Source organism: Proteus hauseri, assembly GCF_004116975.1.
GTDB classification, from domain to species: domain Bacteria; phylum Pseudomonadota; class Gammaproteobacteria; order Enterobacterales; family Enterobacteriaceae; genus Proteus; species Proteus hauseri.
Genome location: NZ_CP026364.1, coordinates 1,810,455 through 1,832,925 on the forward strand (window position 1 = coordinate 1,810,455; position 22,471 = coordinate 1,832,925).

General features: G+C 39.7%; 23 protein-coding genes and 1 pseudogene. 18 read left to right on the forward strand and 6 right to left on the reverse strand.

Annotated features, from left to right (window positions below):
• Nucleotides 1-106: 106 nt before the first annotated feature.
• The 12 genes from hfq (at nt 107) to rplI (ending at nt 11,794) form a co-directional block, all read left to right on the forward strand.
• Nucleotides 107-397 (forward strand): RNA chaperone Hfq, encoded by a 291-nt coding sequence (gene hfq, locus PH4a_RS08285; RefSeq protein ID WP_064718591.1) that lies wholly within the window; start codon nt 107-109, stop codon nt 395-397.
• A 94-nt stretch (nt 398-491) separates the two neighbouring features.
• Nucleotides 492-1,781 carry a ribosome rescue GTPase HflX gene (gene hflX / locus PH4a_RS08290; protein ID WP_064718592.1) on the forward strand — a complete coding sequence of 430 codons (1,290 nt, stop codon included), beginning with the start codon at nt 492-494 and terminating at the stop codon, nt 1,779-1,781.
• 91 nt (nt 1,782-1,872) lie between these two features.
• Nucleotides 1,873-3,159 (forward strand): FtsH protease activity modulator HflK, encoded by a 1,287-nt coding sequence (gene hflK, locus PH4a_RS08295; RefSeq protein WP_064718593.1) that lies wholly within the window; start codon nt 1,873-1,875, stop codon nt 3,157-3,159.
• Between the two features lie 2 nt (nt 3,160-3,161).
• Nucleotides 3,162-4,169, forward strand: coding sequence for a protease modulator HflC (gene hflC / locus PH4a_RS08300; protein WP_129039109.1), 1,008 nt, complete (start codon nt 3,162-3,164; stop codon nt 4,167-4,169).
• A 456-nt stretch (nt 4,170-4,625) separates the two neighbouring features.
• A complete protein-coding gene (locus PH4a_RS08305) occupies nt 4,626-5,924 on the forward strand; it encodes an adenylosuccinate synthase (RefSeq protein ID WP_064718750.1) in 1,299 nt (432 codons plus the stop codon).
• Nucleotides 5,925-6,342: 418 nt separating this feature from the next.
• Nucleotides 6,343-6,771: a nitric oxide-sensing transcriptional repressor NsrR gene (nsrR, locus tag PH4a_RS08310; RefSeq protein ID WP_064718595.1), complete on the forward strand. Its 429-nt coding sequence runs from the start codon at nt 6,343-6,345 to the stop codon at nt 6,769-6,771.
• 39 nt (nt 6,772-6,810) lie between these two features.
• Complete coding sequence (gene rnr / locus PH4a_RS08315; protein ID WP_129041852.1) at nt 6,811-9,342, forward strand: ribonuclease R; 2,532 nt, start codon at nt 6,811-6,813, stop codon at nt 9,340-9,342.
• A 101-nt stretch (nt 9,343-9,443) separates the two neighbouring features.
• On the forward strand, nt 9,444-10,187 hold the full coding sequence (rlmB, locus tag PH4a_RS08320) for a 23S rRNA (guanosine(2251)-2'-O)-methyltransferase RlmB (protein WP_064718597.1): 744 nt from the start codon (nt 9,444-9,446) through the stop codon (nt 10,185-10,187).
• Between the two features lie 163 nt (nt 10,188-10,350).
• Nucleotides 10,351-10,746, forward strand: coding sequence for a 30S ribosomal protein S6 (gene rpsF, locus PH4a_RS08325; protein WP_064718598.1), 396 nt, complete (start codon nt 10,351-10,353; stop codon nt 10,744-10,746).
• Nucleotides 10,747-10,754: 8 nt separating this feature from the next.
• Nucleotides 10,755-11,072, forward strand: a complete 318-nt coding sequence (priB, locus tag PH4a_RS08330) for a primosomal replication protein N (RefSeq protein WP_064718599.1) — start codon at nt 10,755-10,757, stop codon at nt 11,070-11,072.
• A gap of 4 nt (nt 11,073-11,076) precedes the next feature.
• Complete coding sequence (rpsR, locus tag PH4a_RS08335; protein WP_000135199.1) at nt 11,077-11,304, forward strand: 30S ribosomal protein S18; 228 nt, start codon at nt 11,077-11,079, stop codon at nt 11,302-11,304.
• Nucleotides 11,305-11,344: 40 nt separating this feature from the next.
• A complete protein-coding gene (gene rplI / locus PH4a_RS08340) occupies nt 11,345-11,794 on the forward strand; it encodes a 50S ribosomal protein L9 (protein WP_023583606.1) in 450 nt (149 codons plus the stop codon).
• 87 nt (nt 11,795-11,881) lie between these two features.
• Here rplI and PH4a_RS08345 read toward each other — a convergent pair whose 3' ends face one another.
• Both PH4a_RS08345 and PH4a_RS08350 read right to left on the reverse strand, forming a co-directional pair.
• The gene (locus PH4a_RS08345; RefSeq protein ID WP_129039111.1) at nt 11,882-12,544 is read right to left on the reverse strand and encodes a LysM-like peptidoglycan-binding domain-containing protein; all 663 of its coding nucleotides are present in this window, start codon (nt 12,542-12,544) and stop codon (nt 11,882-11,884) included.
• 60 nt (nt 12,545-12,604) lie between these two features.
• Nucleotides 12,605-14,293 carry a hypothetical protein gene (locus tag PH4a_RS08350; RefSeq protein WP_129039113.1) on the reverse strand — a complete coding sequence of 563 codons (1,689 nt, stop codon included), beginning with the start codon at nt 14,291-14,293 and terminating at the stop codon, nt 12,605-12,607.
• A gap of 239 nt (nt 14,294-14,532) precedes the next feature.
• Between PH4a_RS08350 and PH4a_RS08355 the strand changes: the two genes are divergently transcribed.
• The 3 genes from PH4a_RS08355 to zinT are packed head-to-tail and all read left to right on the forward strand — an operon-like array spanning nt 14,533 to nt 15,576.
• A complete protein-coding gene (locus tag PH4a_RS08355; RefSeq protein WP_129039115.1) occupies nt 14,533-14,781 on the forward strand; it encodes a type B 50S ribosomal protein L31 in 249 nt (82 codons plus the stop codon).
• Between the two features lie 17 nt (nt 14,782-14,798).
• On the forward strand, nt 14,799-14,924 hold the full coding sequence (gene ykgO, locus PH4a_RS08360; RefSeq protein ID WP_064718603.1) for a type B 50S ribosomal protein L36: 126 nt from the start codon (nt 14,799-14,801) through the stop codon (nt 14,922-14,924).
• Between the two features lie 4 nt (nt 14,925-14,928).
• Nucleotides 14,929-15,576, forward strand: a complete 648-nt coding sequence (zinT, locus tag PH4a_RS08365) for a metal-binding protein ZinT (RefSeq protein WP_129041854.1) — start codon at nt 14,929-14,931, stop codon at nt 15,574-15,576.
• Between the two features lie 100 nt (nt 15,577-15,676).
• Here the strand turns inward: zinT and PH4a_RS08370 are convergent, their stop codons facing one another.
• Nucleotides 15,677-17,125, reverse strand: a complete 1,449-nt coding sequence (locus PH4a_RS08370) for an NAD-dependent succinate-semialdehyde dehydrogenase (protein ID WP_129039117.1) — start codon at nt 17,123-17,125, stop codon at nt 15,677-15,679.
• 273 nt (nt 17,126-17,398) lie between these two features.
• On the opposite strand from PH4a_RS08370, the gene bamJ reads away from it, so the two are divergent.
• Nucleotides 17,399-18,019, forward strand: a complete 621-nt coding sequence (gene bamJ, locus PH4a_RS08375; RefSeq protein ID WP_064718606.1) for a BamJ family beta-barrel-assembly machinery protein — start codon at nt 17,399-17,401, stop codon at nt 18,017-18,019.
• A 150-nt stretch (nt 18,020-18,169) separates the two neighbouring features.
• Nucleotides 18,170-18,910, forward strand: coding sequence for a 3'(2'),5'-bisphosphate nucleotidase CysQ (gene cysQ / locus PH4a_RS08380; protein ID WP_129039119.1), 741 nt, complete (start codon nt 18,170-18,172; stop codon nt 18,908-18,910).
• 58 nt (nt 18,911-18,968) lie between these two features.
• Here the strand turns inward: cysQ and PH4a_RS08385 are convergent, their stop codons facing one another.
• A complete protein-coding gene (locus tag PH4a_RS08385; RefSeq protein ID WP_129039121.1) occupies nt 18,969-19,529 on the reverse strand; it encodes a YtfJ family protein in 561 nt (186 codons plus the stop codon).
• A 283-nt stretch (nt 19,530-19,812) separates the two neighbouring features.
• On the opposite strand from PH4a_RS08385, the gene PH4a_RS08390 reads away from it, so the two are divergent.
• Entirely contained in the window at nt 19,813-20,019 is a 207-nt protein-coding gene (locus PH4a_RS08390; RefSeq protein ID WP_036939412.1) for a DUF1107 domain-containing protein, read from the forward strand.
• A 181-nt stretch (nt 20,020-20,200) separates the two neighbouring features.
• Here the strand turns inward: PH4a_RS08390 and paeA are convergent.
• Nucleotides 20,201-21,571: pseudogene (paeA, locus tag PH4a_RS08395) on the reverse strand (polyamine export protein PaeA); the annotation flags it as partial.
• Nucleotides 21,572-21,739: 168 nt separating this feature from the next.
• The gene (gene msrA, locus PH4a_RS08400) at nt 21,740-22,378 is read right to left on the reverse strand and encodes a peptide-methionine (S)-S-oxide reductase MsrA (RefSeq protein WP_064718609.1); all 639 of its coding nucleotides are present in this window, start codon (nt 22,376-22,378) and stop codon (nt 21,740-21,742) included.
• Between the last annotated feature and the right edge of the window lie 93 nt (nt 22,379-22,471).

Here is a 22,471-nt window from a genome sequence, read left to right on the forward strand (position 1 = left end):
GTAGGTTTGTGTAAAATTGATAGTTGCCAAAGCGCAATTTTTGAGTAGTTCATTTTTCGGACCAATTGGGTTCTAGTATAAAACAACAAAATAAGGAAAACATAGAATGGCTAAGGGGCAATCTTTGCAAGATCCTTTCTTGAACGCATTACGTCGTGAAAGGGTTCCCGTTTCTATCTATTTGGTAAACGGCATTAAATTGCAAGGTCAGATCGAATCTTTTGACCAATTTGTTATTTTGCTGAAAAACACAGTAAGTCAGATGGTATATAAACATGCTATCTCTACCGTGGTACCTTCTCGTCCTGTTTCTCATCATAGCAACACAGGCACGAACCAAACAGGTACTGGCTATAATGGCGGTAGCACGACTCAGCAGGATGATGTTGCAGAATAATTATCACTTATTATTCTTTAAATAATAAAAACATAGGTAGGGAGACTTTACCTATGTTTTTTCCTGTCTTTATAAAGTCCAAGAGGTTTCGCCTTTGTTTGATCGTTATGAAGGTGGCGAGTTAGCCGTTTTAGTGCACGTCTTTTTTTCTCAGGAAAAAGACGTTGATGATTTGCAAGAGTTTGAATCACTGGTGACATCTGCGGGTGTAAAACCAGTTCAAATTATTACAGGGAATCGTAAGGCACCTCATCCCAAGTATTATGTGGGTGAAGGAAAAGCTGAGGAGATTGCTGAGGCTGTAAAAGCAAGTGGTGCTGATGTTGTGCTTTTTAACCATGCACTCACACCTGCACAAGAACGAAATCTGGAAAGACTTTGTGAATGCCGTGTGGTAGATCGCACGGGAGTTATCCTTGATATTTTTGCTCAACGAGCAAGAACACATGAAGGTAAACTACAGGTTGAACTCGCTCAGTTACGCCATTTATCAACTCGTTTAGTCCGAGGGTGGACACACCTAGAAAGACAAAAAGGGGGGATTGGATTGCGTGGCCCAGGTGAGACTCAGCTAGAAACAGACCGACGCTTACTCAGAGGTAAAATTAGTCAAATTCTTATGCGACTGGGTAAAGTTGAACGTCAGCGTGAACAAGGACGACAAGCGCGAAGTAAAGCTGATATTCCAACATTATCTCTCGTTGGCTACACAAACGCAGGAAAATCGAGTTTATTTAACTACCTTACCTGTTCAGATGTGTATGCTGCAGATCAGTTATTTGCAACGCTAGATCCAACATTAAGGCGTATTAAAGTTGATGATGTGGGTACAGTTGTTTTAGCGGATACTGTTGGTTTTATCCGACATTTGCCTCATGATCTTGTTGCTGCGTTTAAAGCGACATTGCAAGAAACACGAGAAGCAACCTTACTTCTTCATGTTATTGATGCAGCGGATAGCCGTTTTGAAGATAATATTCATGCAGTAGAAAGTGTATTAGAAGAGATTGATGCTCAAGAAATACCGACACTGCATGTTATGAACAAAGTTGATCTTCTTGAAGACTTCACTCCAAGAATTGATCGAAATGAAGATAATCTACCTGTTAGGGTTTGGGTTTCTGCACAAACAGGTGAAGGTATTCCTCTGTTATACCAAGCGTTGACAGAGCGTCTTTCAGGTGAGATCGCACACGTTGAATTACGTTTACCGCCAGAAGATGGAGACGCAGGGCGCTTACGTAGCCGTTTTTATCAATCGCAATCAATAGAGCGAGAGTGGATTGAAAAAGACGGTAAAGTCGGACTTATCATACGTATGCCTATGGTAGACTGGCTCCGCCTTTGCAAGCAGGAACCAAATTTATTGGATTACGTGGTCTGATAACGGCCATAATAAAGAACATAAACTGAGAGCTGGCGACGAAATCGGCTCTTAAGCCTGATAAATCTAATCATAATAATGGAGCTAGAACATGGCGTGGAATCAGCCCGGTAACAACGGACAAGACCGCGACCCGTGGGGTAACCGGAACGGCGGTAATAATAACGGCGATGGTAACTCCAACGGCAATCAAGGAGGTCGGAATCGCGGGGCATCAGATCTCGATGATATGTTTCGTAAACTGAGTGAAAAGCTTGGCGGTTTCGGCGGTAAAAAAGGGGGTAATTCCTCTTCAGGACAAAATGGCGGGCCTCGTAGTAATGCTGGGAATCTGCTGGTTTCTCTTGCATTAGGTGCGGTTATCGTTGTTTGGGCTGCCAGTGGTTTTTATACCATTAAAGAAGCTGAACAAGGTGTTGTCACTCGTTTCGGTAAATTTTATCAAATCGTCGAACCTGGTTTGAACTGGAAACCGACTTTTGTTGATGAAGTTCAGCCTGTCAACGTGAAAACTATTCGTGATTTAACCACGGGTGGTATGATGTTGACGTCGGATGAAAACATGGTTCAAGTTGAGATAAACGTGCAGTATGTTGTCTCAGATCCAGAAACATTTCTATTTAACCTAACAACACCAATTAACAGTTTAGGTCAGGCAACTGACAGTGCTGTTCGTGGTGTTATTGGTCGTTCAGAAATGGAAAAAATTCTGACTTCTAATCGTTCAGAAATTCGTGACCAAACGCGTCAAGAATTAGAAGAGACTATCCGACCGTATAACATGGGTATCTCTATTGTGGACGTCAACTTCCAAGTTGCTCGCCCACCAGAAGCTGTAAAAGCTGCATTTGATGATGTAATTGCCGCCCGTGAGGAAGAGCAAAAAACCATTCGTCAAGCTGAGGCTTACAAGAACGAAGTTTTACCTTTAGCTAAAGGTAACGCACAGCGTATGATTGAAGAAGCAACTGCTTATAAAACCAGTGTGGTAATGAGAGCAGAAGGTGAGGTGGCGAGTTTCGCCAAAATCTTACCTGAGTATCGTGCTGCACCGGAGATTACTCGTGAGCGTCTTTACATTGAAACCATGGAAAAAGTGCTTTCGAAAACACGTAAAGTTATTGCTAATGATAAAGGTAACAGTATGTTAGTACTACCTTTAGAGCAGATGTTACGCCAGCAGCCACAGTCGTCAACATCGTCAAATAGTACGATGGAAGCGCCTGCTCGTATGCCAGCACCAACGCCTAATTCAAACACGGCACCTGCTCAAAAACCTGCAACCGGTTATGGTAATGGTGGGTATGGTAATAATAGCAACAATAATAATTATGGCGGTTATGGTCAGCCTTATAGCTCTAATCAAGGAGGACAATAATCATGCGTAAAGTTATCGCTGTTGTTGCAGTTATTATTTTAGCGTTACTGTACTCTTCAGTATTTGTCGTTCAACAATATGAGCGTGGCATTATTTTACGCTTCGCAAAAGTTGTTCGTGATGGTGAAAATAAACCGGTTGTGTATGAACCAGGTCTTCACTTCAAAATACCATTTATTGAGAATGTTAAGAAACTCGATGCGCGTATTCAAACAATGAATATTCAGCAAGACCGTTTCTTATCAGGTGAGAATAAAGACTTATTGGTTGATTCTTACTTGAAATGGCGTATCAGTGATTTCAGTACTTACTATCTGGCGACAGGTGGTGGTAATACAACGCAAGCAGAAATATTGCTTCGTCGTAAATTCAGTGACCGTTTACGTTCTGAAATTGGTCGTATGAGTGTCAACCAAATTATTACTGACTCACGTGGTCGTTTAACCATTGATGTGCGTAATGCACTGAATGAAGGTACACCATCTCGAGATACAAGCGCTGCAGATGATGCAATTGCTATTGCTGCGAAAAAAGTAGCAGAAGAAACTAAAGGGCAAGCTCCAGCTATCAATATGAATAGTATGGCGGCATTAGGGATTGAAGTGATTGATGTTCGTATCAAGCAAATCAACCTGCCAATGGAAGTATCTGAAGCAATTTACCAACGTATGCGTGCAGAACGTGAAGCCGTAGCTCGTCGTCACCGTTCACAAGGTCAGGAACAAGCTGTGAAGATCCGCGCAGCAGCGGATAAAACAGTAACTGAAACTTTAGCTGAATCTGAGCGTGAATCTCTGCGTCTTCGTGGTGAAGGTGATGCACAAGCAACTAAATTGTTTGCTGATGCGTTCAACCAAGATCCTGATTTCTATGCATTCATTCGTAGCTTACGTGCTTACGAAAATAGCTTTAATAAAGACGGCAATGACGTCATGGTGTTAAGCCCAGATAGCGATTTCTTACGCTATATGAAAGCACCAACTAAAGCGAGAGCGATGATTGACGATTAAGTATTCGTTATTTTAAGCTGAAAAAATAATAAAATCCTCTGTGATAAAAAACAGAGGATTTTTTTTAGTTTATTATCATGGAGATAGTACATAAAAATAGGTGAAAGAAATCTAAATATGACGATTAAGCTGAAAAATTACTCACAATGATTTCCAAATTGTCTTTAGCTGAGATAGTATAAAGCGAAAATTGCATTTCAAGATAATCCTTCGACTATTCCGAGGCGTCTTCTGAGCCATTTTCACTTTTATGCCACTCTGCTTTCTGGTTTTACATTCAGAACTGTCGATAAAAATCACAACTATCTTATATTGTGGGTTTTTAGGGCGAAAATATTGACTATGGCAAGATTTTCTATTGCTTAAAAGCGGTGATGGCATAATTAGATAAAATCTACTGTAACTCTTGAACTGAGATGGTAGAATCCTTTTTTAAGCAACCGAGTGTATTTTGAAATGAGTAATAACGTTGTCGTATTGGGCACCCAGTGGGGTGACGAAGGCAAGGGCAAGATTGTTGACTTGCTAACAGAACGCGCTAAATATGTTGTTCGCTATCAAGGTGGCCATAACGCAGGTCACACTCTAGTCATAGACGGTGAAAAAACCGTTCTCCATTTAATCCCATCAGGCATTCTCCGTGAAAATGTGATTAGTATCATAGCAAACGGTGTCGTTTTATCGCCAGAAGCCCTGATGAAGGAAATGACTCAGCTTGAAGCGCGTGGTATTCCTGTTCGCGAGCGTTTACTTCTGTCTGAAGCCTGTCCGCTAATTCTTCCTTATCATATCGCATTAGATAACGCGCGTGAAAAAGCACGTGGCGAGAAAGCTATCGGTACAACAGGTCGTGGTATTGGTCCTGCTTACGAAGATAAAGTGGCTCGTCGTGGATTACGCGTTGGCGATCTATTCGATAAAAAAGCATTCGCACAAAAACTGAAAGAAATCATTGAATACCATAACTTCCAGTTGGTGAACTACTACAAAGTTGAGCCAGTAGATTATCAAAAAACCTTAGACGATATCATGGCGATAGCAGATATCCTGACCGGTATGGTTGTTGATGTTTCTGATTTACTTTATAAAGCAACTCAAAATAACGAACTGGTGATGTTTGAAGGTGCACAAGGCACTTTATTAGATATCGACCACGGTACTTATCCATATGTAACCTCTTCTAACACAACTGCAGGTGGTGTTGCGACAGGTTCTGGCTTAGGTCCTCGTTACGTTGGTTATGTTTTGGGTATCATCAAAGCTTATTCTACACGTGTTGGTGCGGGTCCATTCCCAACTGAATTGTTCGACGAAACAGGTGATTTTCTACGTGAAAAAGGCCAAGAATTTGGTGCTACTACAGGCCGTAGCCGTCGTACTGGTTGGTTAGATATTATTGCTATCCGTCGCGCTGTTCAAATCAACTCACTATCTGGCTTTTGCATGACCAAACTTGATGTTTTAGATGGTCTGAAAGAAGTGAAAGTGTGTGTAGGTTACCGTTTACCGAATGGTGAAGTGATTGAAACAACACCTTTAGCTGCTGATGATTGGGAAGGTATCGAGCCTATCTATGAATCAATGCCTGGTTGGAACGAAGTGACCTTCGGTGTGAAAGATAGAGCACTGTTACCACAAGCAGCATTGAACTACATCAAACGTGTTGAAGAGTTAACCGGTGTACCTGTTGATATCGTTTCTACAGGCCCAGATCGTTCAGAAACAATTATTCTCCGTCATCCATTTGATGCATAATTTGTATTAATGGTTTGATGCGAAAATCGTCCCTGAAAATGACAGGGGCGATTTTTTCATATCTGTTAGTCAGTAGTTTGTTCAAAAAATGCCAATAATAGGTGCAATAAAATGGTTTACACTCGGTTCTGTTTTATTGCCTTTGGCAAAAGATAAAAATACAACGTTATTATTGTTTGATAAGTCATAAAGAGAAGCGATCTGTTGAAAAAACGGCAGTATCGCTTTTTCTTTGTCTGTGATATCGCTATTATTTTATTAATAACTTCGTGAGAGTGAGGAATTGCTCACTTTTGAGTATATCTTTGCTAAATGCCCAAACATTAAACATAATATTGCTTAATAAAATGATATTCTCATTATTAATTATTTATCCCTTAATATATTTAATAGGGAAACCTACTTTTCAGAGGTCATTGTGCAATTAACCAGTTTTACAGATTATGGATTGAGGGCATTGATATATATGGCTTCATTGCCTGAAGGCAAAATGACAAGCATCACTGAAGTGACGCAGGTCTATGGTGTCTCACGTAATCATATGGTCAAAATTATCAATCAACTGAGCCATCTTGGTTTTGTCGATGCGATACGTGGAAAAAATGGTGGGATCCGTTTAGGGAAACCTGCATCGCAAATTATTGTTGGTGATGTTGTTCGTGCTTTAGAGCCTCTTTCATTAGTTAACTGTAGTGCTGAGTTTTGCCATATTACCCCTGCTTGTCGATTAAAATTGGTATTAAATCAGGCAATTGAACAATTTTTGAAAGAGTTGGATCGTCACACATTGGCTGAGTTAGTTGAAAATAACAGCCCACTATATAAATTGTTATTAGAAGATGTTTGAGTCAACTATTTCATCGATTCTGATAGCTCGGAGGTCATGATGTCAAAAGATCCTTTTCAGGATAGAGAAGCAGAAAAATACGCCTCTCCAATTGCAAGTCGCGAATATATTTTAGAAGAAATGAAGAAACGTACTGCGCCAATGAGTCGTGATGACTTGGCTCAGGCGTTGAAACTTTCAGGCGAAGAAGATCTTGAAGCCTTACGTCGTCGTCTTAGAGCAATGGAGCGTGATGGTCAGTTAGTCTTTACTCGACGTCAATGTTACGCCTTACCAGAGCGCCTTGATCTTTGGAAAGGCAAAGTAATTGGTCATCGTGATGGATATGGTTTTTTACGTGCCGAAGGTCAAAAAGATGATCTTTATCTTTCACAAGATGAAATGAAAAAAACCATGCACGGTGATGTTATTCTTGCTCAACCTTTGGGTATGGATAGAAAAGGTCGTCGTGAAGGTCGTGTAGTTCGTGTTATTGAGCCAAGAAACAACCAAATTGTAGGTCGATATTTTATTGAGTCAGGTATGGGATTTGTTGTGCCTGATGATAGCCGTTTAAGCTTTGATATTCTTATTCCTAAAGAAGATATCATGGGCGCGCGCATGGGTAATGTGGTCGTTGTTGAAGTTACAACAAGACCAACTCGTCGCACTCAGGCCGTGGGGCGTATAGTTGAAATTTTAGGCGAAACAATGGGAACGGGTATTGCGGTAGAAATTGCCCTGCGTACCCATGAAATACCGTATACTTGGCCTGCACACGTAACAAAAGAAATTGCTGATTTAAAAGAAGAAGTACCTGAATCGGCCAAAGTAGGTCGTGTCGATTTACGTAAGTTGCCATTAATTACTATTGATGGTGAAGATGCCCGCGATTTCGATGATGCGGTTTATTGTGAACGCAAAAAAGGTGGCGGCTGGCGTTTATGGGTTGCCATTGCAGATGTGAGCTATTATGTTCGTCCGCAAACAGCGTTAGATACCGAAGCGCGTAGCCGAGGAAACTCTGTTTATTTCCCTTCTCAAGTCGTCCCGATGCTGCCAGAAGTTCTTTCTAACGGTCTGTGTTCACTCAATCCACAAGTGGACCGTCTCTGTATGGTTTGTGAGATGACGATTTCTGAGCAAGGGCGTTTATCTTCTTATAAATTCTATGAAGCGGTGATGAGCTCGCATGCTCGCATGACCTACACCAAAGTGTGGAAAATCCTTCAAGGTGATGAAGAGTTACGTGAACACTATAAACCTATCGTACAAGATATTGAGCATCTGTATGAGTTATATCAGGCATTAGATATCGCACGCCAACAGCGTGGTGCGATAGGCTTTGAATCTGAAGAAGCGAAATTTATCTTCAATGCTGAACGTCGTATTGAACGTATTGAGCCAGTTGTTCGTAATGATGCACATAAATTAATTGAAGAGTGCATGATCCTCGCCAATATTGCGGCTGCGCGTTTTGTTGAAAAAAATGAAGAGCCTGCGCTTTATCGTATTCATGATAAGCCAAAAGAAGAGAGTGTAATGAATCTACGCTCTGTCTTTAGCGAGCTAGGCTTAACATTACCTGGTGGTTTAACGCCAGAACCCGCTGATTACGCGCGTGTTATGAAAGAAGTCGAAGAGCGTCCTGATCATGAAATGCTACAAACCATGATTTTACGTTCGATGAAACAAGCCATTTATGATCCTGAAAATCGTGGTCACTTTGGCTTGGCACTAAAATCTTATGCACATTTTACCTCGCCCATTCGTCGTTACCCTGATTTAGCGTTACACCGTGCAATTAAATATCAAATTGCAAAACAAGAAGGGCATGGGTCACAACGTTGGACACCAACAGGTGGCTACCATAGTGATATGGATACCATGTTACAGCTAGGTGAGCATTGTTCATTGACGGAACGCCGCGCTGATGAAGCGACTCGCGATGTAGCGGATTGGCTGAAATGCGACTTTATGTTGGATCAAATTGGCCAGCAATTTACAGGTATCATCACCAGCGTAACGGGATTTGGTTTCTTTGTTCGTCTAAACGATCTGTTTATTGACGGTCTTGTGCATGTATCAACATTGAATAATGATTACTATCAATATGATAATGTTGGTCAGCGCTTAATTGGTGAATCATCAGGTCAAGTCTATCGTCTTGGCGACGAAGTTGAAGTAAAAGTTGAAGCGGTAAGTATGGATGAACGTACTATCGACTTCTCGTTAATTTCAACAACTCGTACCGCGCGTAACCCTGGAAAAACAGCACGAACTCGTGCGTTAAAAGGGGATAAAGACAAGAAAAATGCCAGCAGTAGCAAGTCACGCCGCCGTGATACAAGCAAAGATAAAAACTTTGAACCTGATAGCGCATTTAAAAAAGGTGCCTCAGGCAATAAAGGAAAAGCTACCAGTAGAGGAAAAACAGCTGGCAAAGATAAAGCAGTTGGTAAAGATCAAGCAGTAAAAGACCAAGTTGCTAAAGATAAAGCGAGCAGTAAGCGCAAAAAGACTTCATCACAAACCAAAAAGATTGAAGCAAAATTAAAAGCTAAACGAGCGGCTAAACGCGATAAAGAATAAGTTTAGTAAGCCATTTAGTGGCGTTGTTATCTATAAAAAAGGCGGGTACTCCGCCTTTTATCTGTTATTGTGCCTTTTATTTTTTACGAGTAGAAAACGCTATGAGCGAAGAAATTATTTATGGGATCCATGCTGTAAAAGCATTATTAGAGAGTGATCCTACGCGTTTCAAAGAAGTTTATGTATTAAAAGGGCGTGAAGATCGCCGTTTAACGCCGGTTATTCATGAACTAGAAGCGCAAGGTATTTTAGTTCAAATCGCAAACCGTCAGTGGCTTGATAGCCAAACGGAAGGGGCTGTACACCAAGGTATTATTGCTAAAGTAAAACAAGGTCGTCAGTATCAAGAACAAGACTTACCCGATTTATTAGCAAAAGTAGAAACACCTTTTTTACTGATATTAGATGGCGTAACAGATCCCCATAATTTAGGTGCATGTTTACGTAGCGCAGATGCTGCAGGTGTTCATGCGGTAATTGTTCCTAAAGACCGTTCTGCACAATTAAATGCCACAGCAAAAAAAGTGGCATGCGGTGCAGCTGAAAGCGTACCTCTAATTAAAGTGACTAACCTTGCACGTACATTACGTTTTCTACAAGAAGAGAATGTGTGGATTGTGGGCACTGCGGGTGAAGCTGATCACACCTTATATCAAAGTAAACTGACAGGTCCTTTGGCATTGGTGATGGGTGCTGAAGGTGAAGGTATGCGCCGTTTAACTCGCGAGCATTGTGATGAGCTAATTAGTATTCCAATGGCAGGTTCAGTTTCTTCATTAAACGTCTCTGTCGCGACAGGTGTTTGCTTATTTGAAGCCATGCGCCAACGGATTGCAGTGAAATAAATTTTTAGCGCGTTTTATTCACTATACTCCCTTGAGTTTTATTAGCAGCGGGGGTATAGTTACGCGTCAATTTTTTCAGTCACAACTTAAACAAGTTCCTTGCCTCCATGGGTGGTGACTGACCCTGACAGGAGGCTGATAAATCCGTAAGGAGCAATATCAAATGCGTCATTACGAAATCGTTTTTATGGTTCACCCAGACCAGAGCGAACAAGTTCCTGGTATGATCGAACGTTATAAAACCGCTATCACTAATGCAAATGGTCAGATCCACCGTCTTGAAGACTGGGGTCGTCGCCAACTGGCTTATCCAATCAACAAACTGCATAAAGCACACTACGTTCTGATGAACGTTGAAGCTCCGCAGGAAGTGATTGATGAACTGGAAACTACTTTCCGTTTCAACGATGCCGTTCTCCGCAACATGATTATGCGTACTAAACACGCAGTAACTGAAGCTTCACCAATGGTTAAAGCAAAAGACGAACGCCGTCGTGATATCGCTGATGACCTCGATGAAGAAGAAGTTGATGATGTAGCAGAGGATTCTGAAGAGTAATTAGTGCTGTGACGGCTAATCGATTGGTGCTTACTGGCACAGTGTGCAAAGCATTAATACGAAAAGTTAGCCCTGCTGGGATCCCGCATTGTCAATTTGTTATTGAACATCGTTCGATACAAGAAGAGGCGGGATTAAAAAGACAATCATGGTGTCGAATGCCCATAATTGCCAGCGGGAAAGCGTTACAAGCTGATACTCACAGTATAACGGTCGGCAGCACAATCACCGTTTCAGGATTCATTAGTAGCCATCAGGCGCGAAATGGATTGTTTAAACTGGTGCTTCATGCCGAACAGATTGAATTGATAGATTCTGGAGACTAGCCATATGGCACGTTATTTCCGTCGTCGTAAGTTCTGCCGTTTCACAGCGGAAGGCGTACAAGAGATCGATTATAAAGACATCGCTACGCTGAAAAACTATATCACTGAAAGTGGTAAAATTGTACCTAGCCGTATCACCGGTACTCGCGCAAAATACCAGCGTCAGCTGGCTCGTGCTATCAAGCGCGCGCGCTACCTGTCTTTATTACCTTATACTGATCGTCATCAGTAATAGGTATATAGTCCATTAATGACTTATAGAGGATAAGGTAATGCAAATTATTCTGCTTGATAAAGTAGCGAATCTGGGTAGCCTGGGTGATCAGGTTAACGTAAAATCGGGCTATGCTCGTAACTATTTAATCCCACAAGGTAAAGCTGTTTCTGCGACTAAGAAAAACATCGAGTTTTTCGAAGCGCGTCGTGCTGAGTTAGAAGCTAAATTAGCTGAAACTTTAGCAGCAGCTGAAGCTCGTGCAGCGAAAATCAATGCACTGGGTTCAGTCACCATCAGCTCTAAAGCGGGTGACGAAGGTAAACTGTTTGGTTCTATCGGTACACGTGACATTGCTGATGCAGTAACTGCAGCTGGTGTTGAAATGTGTAAGAGCGAAGTTCGCCTACCAAATGGCGTTCTGCGTACTACTGGTGACCACGAAGTTCACTTCCAAGTTCACAGTGATGTATTCGCTGAACTGAATGTCATCATCGTTGCTGAATAATCTTTAGATTATTGAGTTTGATGTTGATAGAAAAAACGCCAGCTAAGCTGGCGTTTTTCTTTTGGTGTAAACTTAACTAATTAATATCTATGGTGTACGGTAATAACTACCATCACTTAAACGTGTAAATGTAATCACTGTACCTGCACTATTTGTTATTTCTAACATGCTGATATCTCCCTGTGGATTACGTTGTAAACGAATTGTTTGACCAGCACGTAGTTGGCTAAGTGATTTTTGTTGATCTTCTGATTTCGCCATCGCAAACGCATCATTTACGGGAAGTTGGTTATCTCTAAACAATTGGGCCAGTGTTTGTCCTTCTCGAATGGTATAGGTTTTCCATGGTTCAGCAGTGGTTGGCACTTCAGATGGCTGTGTTGGTGGAGTTGTCACATCATTGGCTGTGTTGTTATCACTAGTGGATGGAATATTAATATTGGTTGACTCTTGATCCTCATTTAAGCTATCTGGAGCTGTGGGTAATGTGGTTTGATCGTTAAGATCGTTCACTGAAGGAGCAATAGGAACAGGAAGATCCTGTGTTAAAGACGGTGTTTGAGGTGTCGAATTGTTATCTTCACTTGTCGGTAAGAAGTATACGACCAGCAAAATAGCAGCAATAGCAAGTATTGCTTTACGATGTAAACCAGGGAATTTGCCCATATTCACCTCATGACTAGACTGCACATTGGTATTATTTGTTGTAACTTCTGTTTTATTTCTTGTAGCCATACTAGCACGAACCATGATCCTAACTCGCTCCCTGATTTCTTTTCAGAATTATCTATCCATTTTTGACTGACTATATTATTTACCATCCTGATAATGAACTAAAAATTGCTTAATACGCTGATAGGTATCGTTATTGGTTTCTATGGTTAATGCATTACTCAATTCACTATAGAAATCACGAGGCAATAACGCTTCAGACCAAGAGGAAAGCGCGTTAAGAGCCATATTTCTGTCACGTAATGTTGAACTGCGTAACTGTCTTTTTATCAACGACCAACCTATACCAGGAAAACCACCAAGATCTTGCATTATATATTCAACGGCATGATGGAGTTTATATTCAGGGGGAGGTGTTATTAATGGATCATCTCTGCTGTTTAATGCTGTTAAATCAATTTGTTGCTCTGCAAGTTTGACTACTCGTTCTATTTTATGAGAAGAGTCTGTCTGCATTAATTGATACCACCAATCTGAATTAGGTTTATCTTTTTGTAATGAAAAGAGAAGCTCCCAGATATCAAGGCGTAGGGATTTTGCGACAAGACTTGCTTGATAATTTTGATGACGCGAAGTGCTTTGTAATGCGCCAATAATCAGGCTCGCCCATTCTGACTTTTGAATAACCTGTTGTGACAATGTCATAATTTGTTGTTGGCAACGATCATTCCACCCTAATGTTTCTAACAATATCCAGTCTTCACCACTATTTTGTACAAAATCAGTTATTTCACAGACACAATAAAGCAGTTTTAATTCTTTTGCTGGCATAGCATTGACTTGTGAAATAAAGACTTTACATGTTTCTGCACCTTGCTGGTAATCATAAATATCTTTTGCCGGCCCACCATTTAGTAAGGCACGCAAAATATCACTACAACCTAATAGTAATGCTGTATTTAAAGGTTGTGTGTTGAGCATTGCTAACATTGTCCCTTTTACTGCGCAATCATAAGCGACATATTCTGTCATCACATTGTTTTTATAGCCTTGAGTTAGTATCCAGTAACAATGTTCAATAGTAAGAGTTTGAGGTAAATGCTCGATATATTGAATTCTTCCCCATCCTTTTGTACGTTGCCCAATAGGTGATAAAAATGGGTGAAATTCTTCATAAGAAAGACGCTTTTTCAGTGAGATAATGGAATAAAGCGTAAATTCAGGATGTAGCATAAAAAGCATTAATAGGCGTTGAGAAAGGCTATCAGAAAAATGACTTAGTAATGCAAGGGCAATTTTAACCGGATTTTGATCTGGGCTTTTAGTTAAGATCCACAAGAATAATTGATAATAAATATCGTTTTTATCAATATTATTGTCTTGTTCTAGTTTGAGTATGAGTAAAGGAAGATAAGTGATAGGTGCTAATTTATCTTGGCAAAGCATAGTATAAAAAAATGAGAGATTATCTTTATCAGGTAAAACAATTGCTTGTTTAATTGCGTTATAAATCAGATCGGCAAATTCTTCACAATGCTTATCAGAAGGGTACTGTTCTATTGAGCGGCCAATACGCTGATGCAAAATAAGACCTTCTCTTGCACCTGCCGACCAACTAAAAGTAACAGAAGCGTTGTATTTATCAGGCTTTTTTGGTGCTTCTGATAATAAATTTAACGCATCGGGCAATGGTGAATCGCCTATTTCATAAGGTTGTAAACGCGAGAAAAGCGAAGGAACTAATGATGAGGAGATCTCAGGAAAATCGAGAGTAAACGCAATTGGCACAGATGAGTTACCAAAAATTTTATCGAGCCAATTAGCCATAATATGTCCTATTCATTTCGTCCTCTTAATATAACTTTAGTGGAAAATAAACAAGATGGATAAAAATAAGACAGAAAAAGCAGATCATCGCTAAAAAATAACATCAAAAAAGATCATCCTAGAGATGAGATATAAAAATTTCTTCAAAAAAACTAGTCATCAAAATAAAAAAACGCTACATTATCGCAATTCCATATTGTTATATTATAACATCACATAAGATATAAGGGAGATTGATAATGAAATCAGGTATCCATCCACAATATCGTACTGTCATCTTTCATGACACAAGCGCTGACGCTTATTTTAAAGTAGGCTCAACGATTAAAACGGAAAAAACGATTGAATATGAAGGGCAAACTTACCCTTACATTACTCTTGATGTCTCTTCTCAATCACATCCGTTTTATACCGGAAAACAAAAAACACATTCTCAAGAGGGTAATTTGGCTCGCTTTAACAAGCGTTTTGGTCGTTTTATTAATTAATTAGAGCAGAGAAAAACATGCAGGTATTAAGTTCACTAAGAAGTGCTAAGCAGCGTCATCCAGATTGCAAAGTAGTACGCCGCCGTGGTCGTATTTATGTCATTTGTAAATCTAATCCTCGTTTTAAAGCCGTTCAGGGGTGAGATGATGCAAAAACCATTTCTTTCTTGTGTATTCATTATGGGATTACTGGGTTCAACAATGTCGGTGTTGGCTCATGGACATCATCATGAAAAGCAACAAACTCAAGCTCAACGTGATGCTGCTAATGGAATTTTTGAGGACAAGGATGTTCTTGATCGCCAATTAAGTGACTGGGAAGGTGTATGGCAATCTGTTGAGCCTTATCTACGTAGTGGCGAACTAGATGTTGTTTTACAAGCTAAAGCCGAAGCTAAAAAGGATAAAACTGTAGAAGAGTATCGTGCTTATTATGCACAAGGTTATAAATCAGATGTAGATATGATTGGTATTGAAAATAACATCATTGAGTTTCATCGAGGTGAAAATGTCGCAAGTTGTGAATATCATTATGATGGTTATCGTATTTTAAATTATACATCAGGTAAAAAAGGGGTGCGTTATCTCTTTAGATGTGATGACTCGAAAAGCCAAGCACCTAAGTTTATTCAATTTAGCGACCATATTATTGCGCCTGAAAAAGCAGAACATTTTCATCTTTATATGGGGAATATCTCACAAGATGAATTACTTAAAGAGCTAACTAATTGGCCAACCTATTACCCTTATTCAATGAAAGGGGACGATATTGTGCATGAAATGCTACATCATTAATAAAAGCTGATGATTATAGTATTGTGAAGCCCTTACAACGGGATGGGTTAATATTCAATCCCTCGATAAAAATATCGAGGGATTTTTTAGTAAAAACGAGTTATAGCCCTTGGCAGAGATATTTCATTTCCATGTAATCTTCAATTCCGTGTTCTGAGCCTTCGCGGCCTAAACCTGATTGTTTAATTCCGCCAAAAGGGGCAACTTCATTGGAAATTAATCCGGTATTTATACCAACCATACCATATTCTAAATTTTCAGCTACGCGCCAAATACGTTGTGGATTTTCACTGTAAAAATAAGCAGCGAGACCATAAATAGTATTATTGGCTAAATGCACCACTTCATCTTCATGTTCAAAAATAACTAAGGGTGCAACAGGCCCAAAAATCTCTTCTTCAAGAATGTGACTATCTGCAGGAACGTTGCCTACAACCGTTGGTTGAAAGAAATTTTCACCTGCAGCATGCTCTTCACCCCCACAAAGTAATGTTGCACCACGTTTTAAAGTATCAGCAAGTAAAGATCGTGATTTTTCAACTGCTTTACGGTTAATTAAAGGCCCAATAGTCACGCCATCTTCAAAGCCATTACCAACTTTGAGCTTTTTAACGGCCGCAACAAGGCGTTCACTGAATTGGGTATATACATCGTTATGAATATAAAAACGATTAGCACAAACGCAGGTTTGCCCTGCATTACGGAATTTAGCACCCATAGCACCTTCAACGGCTTTATCAATATCCGCGTCGTTAAAAACGATAAAAGGTGCGTTGCCACCTAATTCAAGAGAAACTTTTTTTACGCTATCAGAACATTGACGCATTAATAAGCGACCAACCCCAGTTGAACCTGTAAAGCTTAATTTGCGAACACGATTATCAGAGGTGAATATTTCACCAATTTTAATGGCGTCACCTGTAACGATATTAATTACCCCAGCAGGAATACCTGCTTGAGAGGCTAATTCTGCTAATGCTAATGCGGTATAGGGAGTTTCGTTGGCAGGTTTTATCACCATAGTACAACCTGCCGCTAATGCTGGAGCTGCTTTTCTGGTGATCATGGCCGCAGGGAAGTTCCACGGTGTGATAGCCGCACAGACACCAATGCCTTGCTTTATCACCATTAAACGCTTATCCGCAGAAGGTGATGGAATTATCTCACCGTTTGTTCTTTTACCTTGTTCTGCAAACCATTCAATAAAAGAAGCGGCATAGGTGATTTCACCTTCTGCTTCAGAAACGGGTTTACCTTGCTCAAAAGTCATTAGTTCAGCTAGTGTGCGTTTATTTTCACTGATTAATCTAAACCAATTTTGCAACAAGATTGCTCGTTGATGAGCGGTTAATGCGCGCCATTTAGGTAATGCTTTTTGTGCAGCATCGACAGCGGCTTTTGCTTCTTCTGTTGCCATATTTGGCACAGTACCAAGAAGAGCACCTGTTGCAGGGTCAATAACATTTACCTTGTCTTTATTGTTGGCATCACACCAAAGACCATCAATATAACCTTGTTCACGGAAATAGGGATTTGCAGTTATCTTCACTTAATACCTCTTTGAACACTTATATATTGATATTTAGCACTGAATTAACAGGACTACGTAGTTTTATGCCTGCTTGTAATTATATGCCTGTGTTTTAATGTTGTGAAAAAAAGAGTGAAATTTTTCGGCTAAAAGTATTAAAAAAACGTGATAAAGCGAAGAAAATACCCCTGTTTTCGATGAATAACCGTTATAAGTTTAGGCTGGCGGTTTACGCTGTACCTTACCACTGTTATTCTTGGCATTAACATCCATAAAAAACAGGTATTTTTCATGTCAAAACCATCATTTGATTCTATTGAATCACAAGCAAGTTACGGTATTGGTCTGCAAGTTGGGCAACAACTAACTGAGTCAGGTCTTCAAGGATTAGAGCCTGCAGCGCTGTTAGCTGGCTTGACCGATGCATTAGAAGGGAATGCACCTTCTGTACCTGTTGAAACGCTACATAACGCATTACGTACTATGCATGAGCGTGCTGAAGCTGTTCGTCAAGAACGCCAAGCAGAACTTGCTGATGCAGGTAAAATTTTCTTAGAAGAAAATGTGAAAAACGAAGGTGTTAACGTAACGGAATCAGGTTTACAGTATAAAGTACTGAACGCGGGAGAAGGTGCAATTCCTGCAAAAACTGATCACGTTCGTGTTCATTACACCGGTCGTTTAATTGATGGCACAGTGTTCGATAGTTCAGTACAACGTGGCCAACCCGCTGAATTCCCAGTAAATGGCGTTATTGCTGGCTGGATTGAAGCATTAACTTTAATGCCAGTAGGTTCAAAATGGGAATTATATATTCCTTACCAATTAGCTTATGGCGAACGCGGTGCTGGTGCGGCTATTCCTCCATTCGCAACATTAGTTTTTGAAGTGGAATTACTCGAAATTTTATAATTTCATCTTTCACGATAAAACAAATAGAAATAGCCGGTTTTTCCGGCTATTTTTGTCTCTATACTGTAGTAAACAATGGTAATAGAGATTTAGCGTGATTGATTCTTATAAGGGAGACTTTAACTCTTATAGAAACAAGAGAGGTGCATCATGTTAGAACAAGTCAGCGAATTAGCTCGTCAAGCGGGTGTAGCAATAATGCATATTTATCAGCAATCAGCACCAATAAAAGTAGAGGAAAAAAGTGATAATTCACCTGTCACTGAAGCTGATCTCGCTGCTCATCAGATTATTAAACAAGGACTTGCGATAATTGCGCCTGAGATCCCTCAGCTATCTGAAGAAGATCCACCCGAATGGGAAATTAGACGCCATTGGCAACGTTATTGGCTTATCGACCCACTTGATGGAACAAAAGAATTTATCAGTAAAAATGGTGAATTTACCGTCAATATTGCATTGATTGAAAATGGCATACCTGTTTTAGGCGTAGTTTATGCGCCTGTGCAAAACGTACTTTATGCAGCCGCGAATAAACAAGCTTGGAAAGAAGTGTGCGGACAGCGACTCCCTATTCATGCCAGCCGTGCTGAACCACCTGTTATTGTGATTAGCCGCTCGCATCAAGATGATGAATTAAAAGAGTATTTATCTCAATTGGGTTCTCATCAAACTGTTGCAGTAGGATCATCGTTAAAATTTTGTCTGGTGGCTGAAGGTAAAGCTCAGCTCTATCCTCGCTTTGGGCCTACTCACACTTGGGATACAGCTGCAGGACATGCAGTTGCCATCGCGGCTGGTGCACATGTTACTGATTGGAAAGGAGTAACGCTAGATTACACTCCGAAAGAGTCACTGATAAATCCAGGCTTTAGAGTCTCTATTTTTTGAGTTAATTAGATTAAATCGGAGCCCTTAATTTATTCGGGCTCTGATATGACAATAGCGATTATTCTTTAATTAAATCATTGATAAGATTGATTGCTGTTGTTATTTCAGCGCCACTTAATACGCCTTCTTTTACAAAACGCACTTTACCTTGTTTATCAAGAACAACAATTGCTGAGTTCTCTTTTGCTAACCCCCAGCTTTTTAATGCAGAGCCATCGGCATCCACAATAAATTGCGACCAAGGAAACTCTTTTTTACTGTCTTCAACGCTGCCACGAACGAAAGGGCCAGTACCAAAAATAGCATCATCAGTATTAATAATGGTGGTGGTCTGATAGCTGCCTTGTGGGAATTTAGCTTGTTTTATCGCATCAATCAGAGGGGCATTCATTTCTTTAGCTTTGCTGCGTCCAGCAATATGCTGCACCGTACGAACCTTTCCACTGAGCAGACCACTATTCCAGTTTTGGTAGCTAAACTTATTGGTTGCAGTGTCATAAAGTAATTCACCTTTATCACTGACTATAACAGCAGGAAGCTGAGTGTTTTCAGTAATATTATGAGCAAACGCCCATGTTGATGCACTGAGTAAGAGTGCAGCTAAAGTTATCTTGTGCATAGCCGTTGTCCTATTATTTAAATCGATTTTACTTTCTATTTAATTATAGAAGGTAGTGTCGAATAATACTTGATTATAGATACATTTTTTTAACATATAAGGTGTAATATAGAGTCAGAGTTATTTCTATTTATCTGCTTTAGTGTCAATAAATGTAAAAATAGATAAGAAAACTAAATAAGTGGAACCTAGTACTTATAATTAGGTCTTTAGATTTGATATATATTGATAGGTCTTTATGACTGATTAAACTCACAACTGAGCATGGGAGACTAACTGAAAGATGAAAATCTTCAACCGCTATAACCCAGAAAAAATTGCTCTCTACGTTAAGACATTATTTCGTGGACGGTTTTACATCAAAGGAATGGGCGCATTTGAATTCGACTACGGTAAAATATTGCTACCCAAAATAAAAGATAAGCTACATTTTAATGTGATGAGTGAAGTTAACCAACAGGTTATTTTGCTTAAGGCAGAGATGGGCTAACTTTTATCTGATAGATAACTGAGTCTTTATCTTGGGTGAATTTGATAAGACTCAGTTATTAATTTCTTCAGTTATTTTTTTGGTAAGTTTAGTTTTATATTATCCGCGTTTAATGTTCCGCTTTGTTCTCACCTGCATTGTTTTTATTGATACTGTTTTCTCTTACATCACCTTGCTCTGTTTTATTCTTATCTGTTCTCATTTCAACTTCGGTTGTGGTTGTTTGAGTTACAGGCATTTGTCCTTGTAAAACAGCTTTAACCGGTGGAGTATCGTCTACTCTAGTTACTAACAATTGGTCGATTTTATAATTATCAATATCGACAACTTCAAATTTATAACCAGAGAATTTCACGTAGTCTGTACGTTTTGGAATTTTACGTAAGCGATACATCATAAATCCGGCAATGGTTTCGTAATTGCTGGAATCAGGGAAATCATCGATATCCAGTGCTCGCATCACATCGTCAATAGGTGTTCCGCCTTCAACTAACCATGAATGCTCATCACGACTGACAATTTGTTCTTCTTGCCCAGGGCCAATTAAATCGCCCATTAGTGTTGTCATCACATCATTTAGTGTAATGACGCCCATTACCATCGCGTATTCATTAAGAATGATAGCAAAGTCTTCACCAGAGGTTTTAAAGCTCTCTAGCATATCTGAGAGTGTTAAAGTATCGGGAATAATTAGCGCTTTGCGAATATGAACACCTTCGTTTAAGTTTAAACTTTGTCCATTAATAACGCGATTAAGTAGCTCTTTAGAATCGACATAACCAATAATATGGTCGATATCACCTTCACAAACTAAAAATTTAGAGTGAGGCTGAGTCGCAATCTTATGCTTAATATCGTCTTCTGTTTCTTCACGATCAAAATAGACAACGTCTTCTCGAGGGGTCATGGCTGACGGAACAGTACGTGACTCTAATTCAAATACATTCTCAATTAACTCATGTTCTTGTTTACGTAAAACGCCCGCAACAGCACCGGCTTCTACAATGGCAAAAATATCATCAGAAGTAATATCTTCATTTCTCACCATCGGGATTTTAAATAATTTGAAGATAAGATCGGCAATACCATTAAATAGCCAAACAAGAGGACGAAAGAAGGCGAGACAAAAACGCATTGGGTTAACAATTTTTAATGCAATCACTTCAGGTTTAATCATTCCAATTCGTTTTGGTGTAAGGTCTGCCAAAAGAATAAACATTGAAGTGACGATAATAAACGAGAAGATTGATCCCAATTGTTGGGCAAGAGGTTCTTCGAAAAATTGTAAGAAAAAGCTTTTTAATGATGGTGAAAATGCGGATTCACCAACAATACCCGCTAAAATGGCAACGGCATTAAGGCCAATTTGTACCACAGTAAAAAACATACCAGGCATTTCTTGCATTTTTAATACGCGAGCTGCGTTGATATTTCCTTCATCAACCAGTTGTTTGAGTTTAATACGACGAGAAGCTGCAAGAGAGATTTCAGACAGCGAAAAAAAGGCGCTGATGGCACAAAGCAAAAGCACAATGAGTAAACTATTAAGCATATAAGGCTCACATCACCCGGAGTATTTTATTTAAAGGGCAATACCAGAGTGTTAACAATAGAAGATAAATCAATATATTGTGATAGACTATTCAATAAAAATAGACACAAAGACAGATAAGAGGGCGCGATTATATCATCACCCTGCTATTTTCTGCTAGTTTTAGTTTTAGTTTTCAGGTGGTAAACAAATACCAATCCCCCCTAAACCACAATAACCTTGTGGATTCTTATATAAGTATTGCTGGTGGTAATCCTCAGCAAAATAGAAAGGGCCTGTGGGTTGTATTTCTGTCGTGATTTCTTGATGATTGTCTTGTTGTTGCATCGCTTGTTGATAACGTTTTTTTGATTCTATTGCTTGCTGATATTGAGATGCCGTACAGGTATAAATTGCCGAACGGTACTGGCTACCAATATCATTACCTTGACGCATTCCTTGTGCAGGATTGTGATTTTCCCAAAAGAGAGTGAGCAATTGTTGGTAGCTAATAATGTTGGGATCAAAAACGATTTTTACCACTTCAGCATGACCCGTACGACCTTGGCAAACTTGTTCATAAGTTGGGTTTTCGGTCACGCCGCCGCTATATCCTGCACTAGTGGTATAAATTCCAGGCTGTTGCCAAAAAAGACGTTCTACCCCCCAAAAACAGCCCATAGCAAAATAAGCGGTTTCCATATTTGGAGGGGAAGTCTTGATGGGATGTCCATTAACTGCATGATAAGCAGAAATGTCTAATGGTGTCAGATTACCTTTGAAGGCATTCTCTGGTTGGTAAGCTCGATGTTGCAAGGTAGACTCCATTTTTTATATTTGTAAACGCTTTAGTATGGTAAAGGTTTAATATTGTTATAAACTAAATCTACAATAAAGCTAATAATAGACCGTCGTCAAATC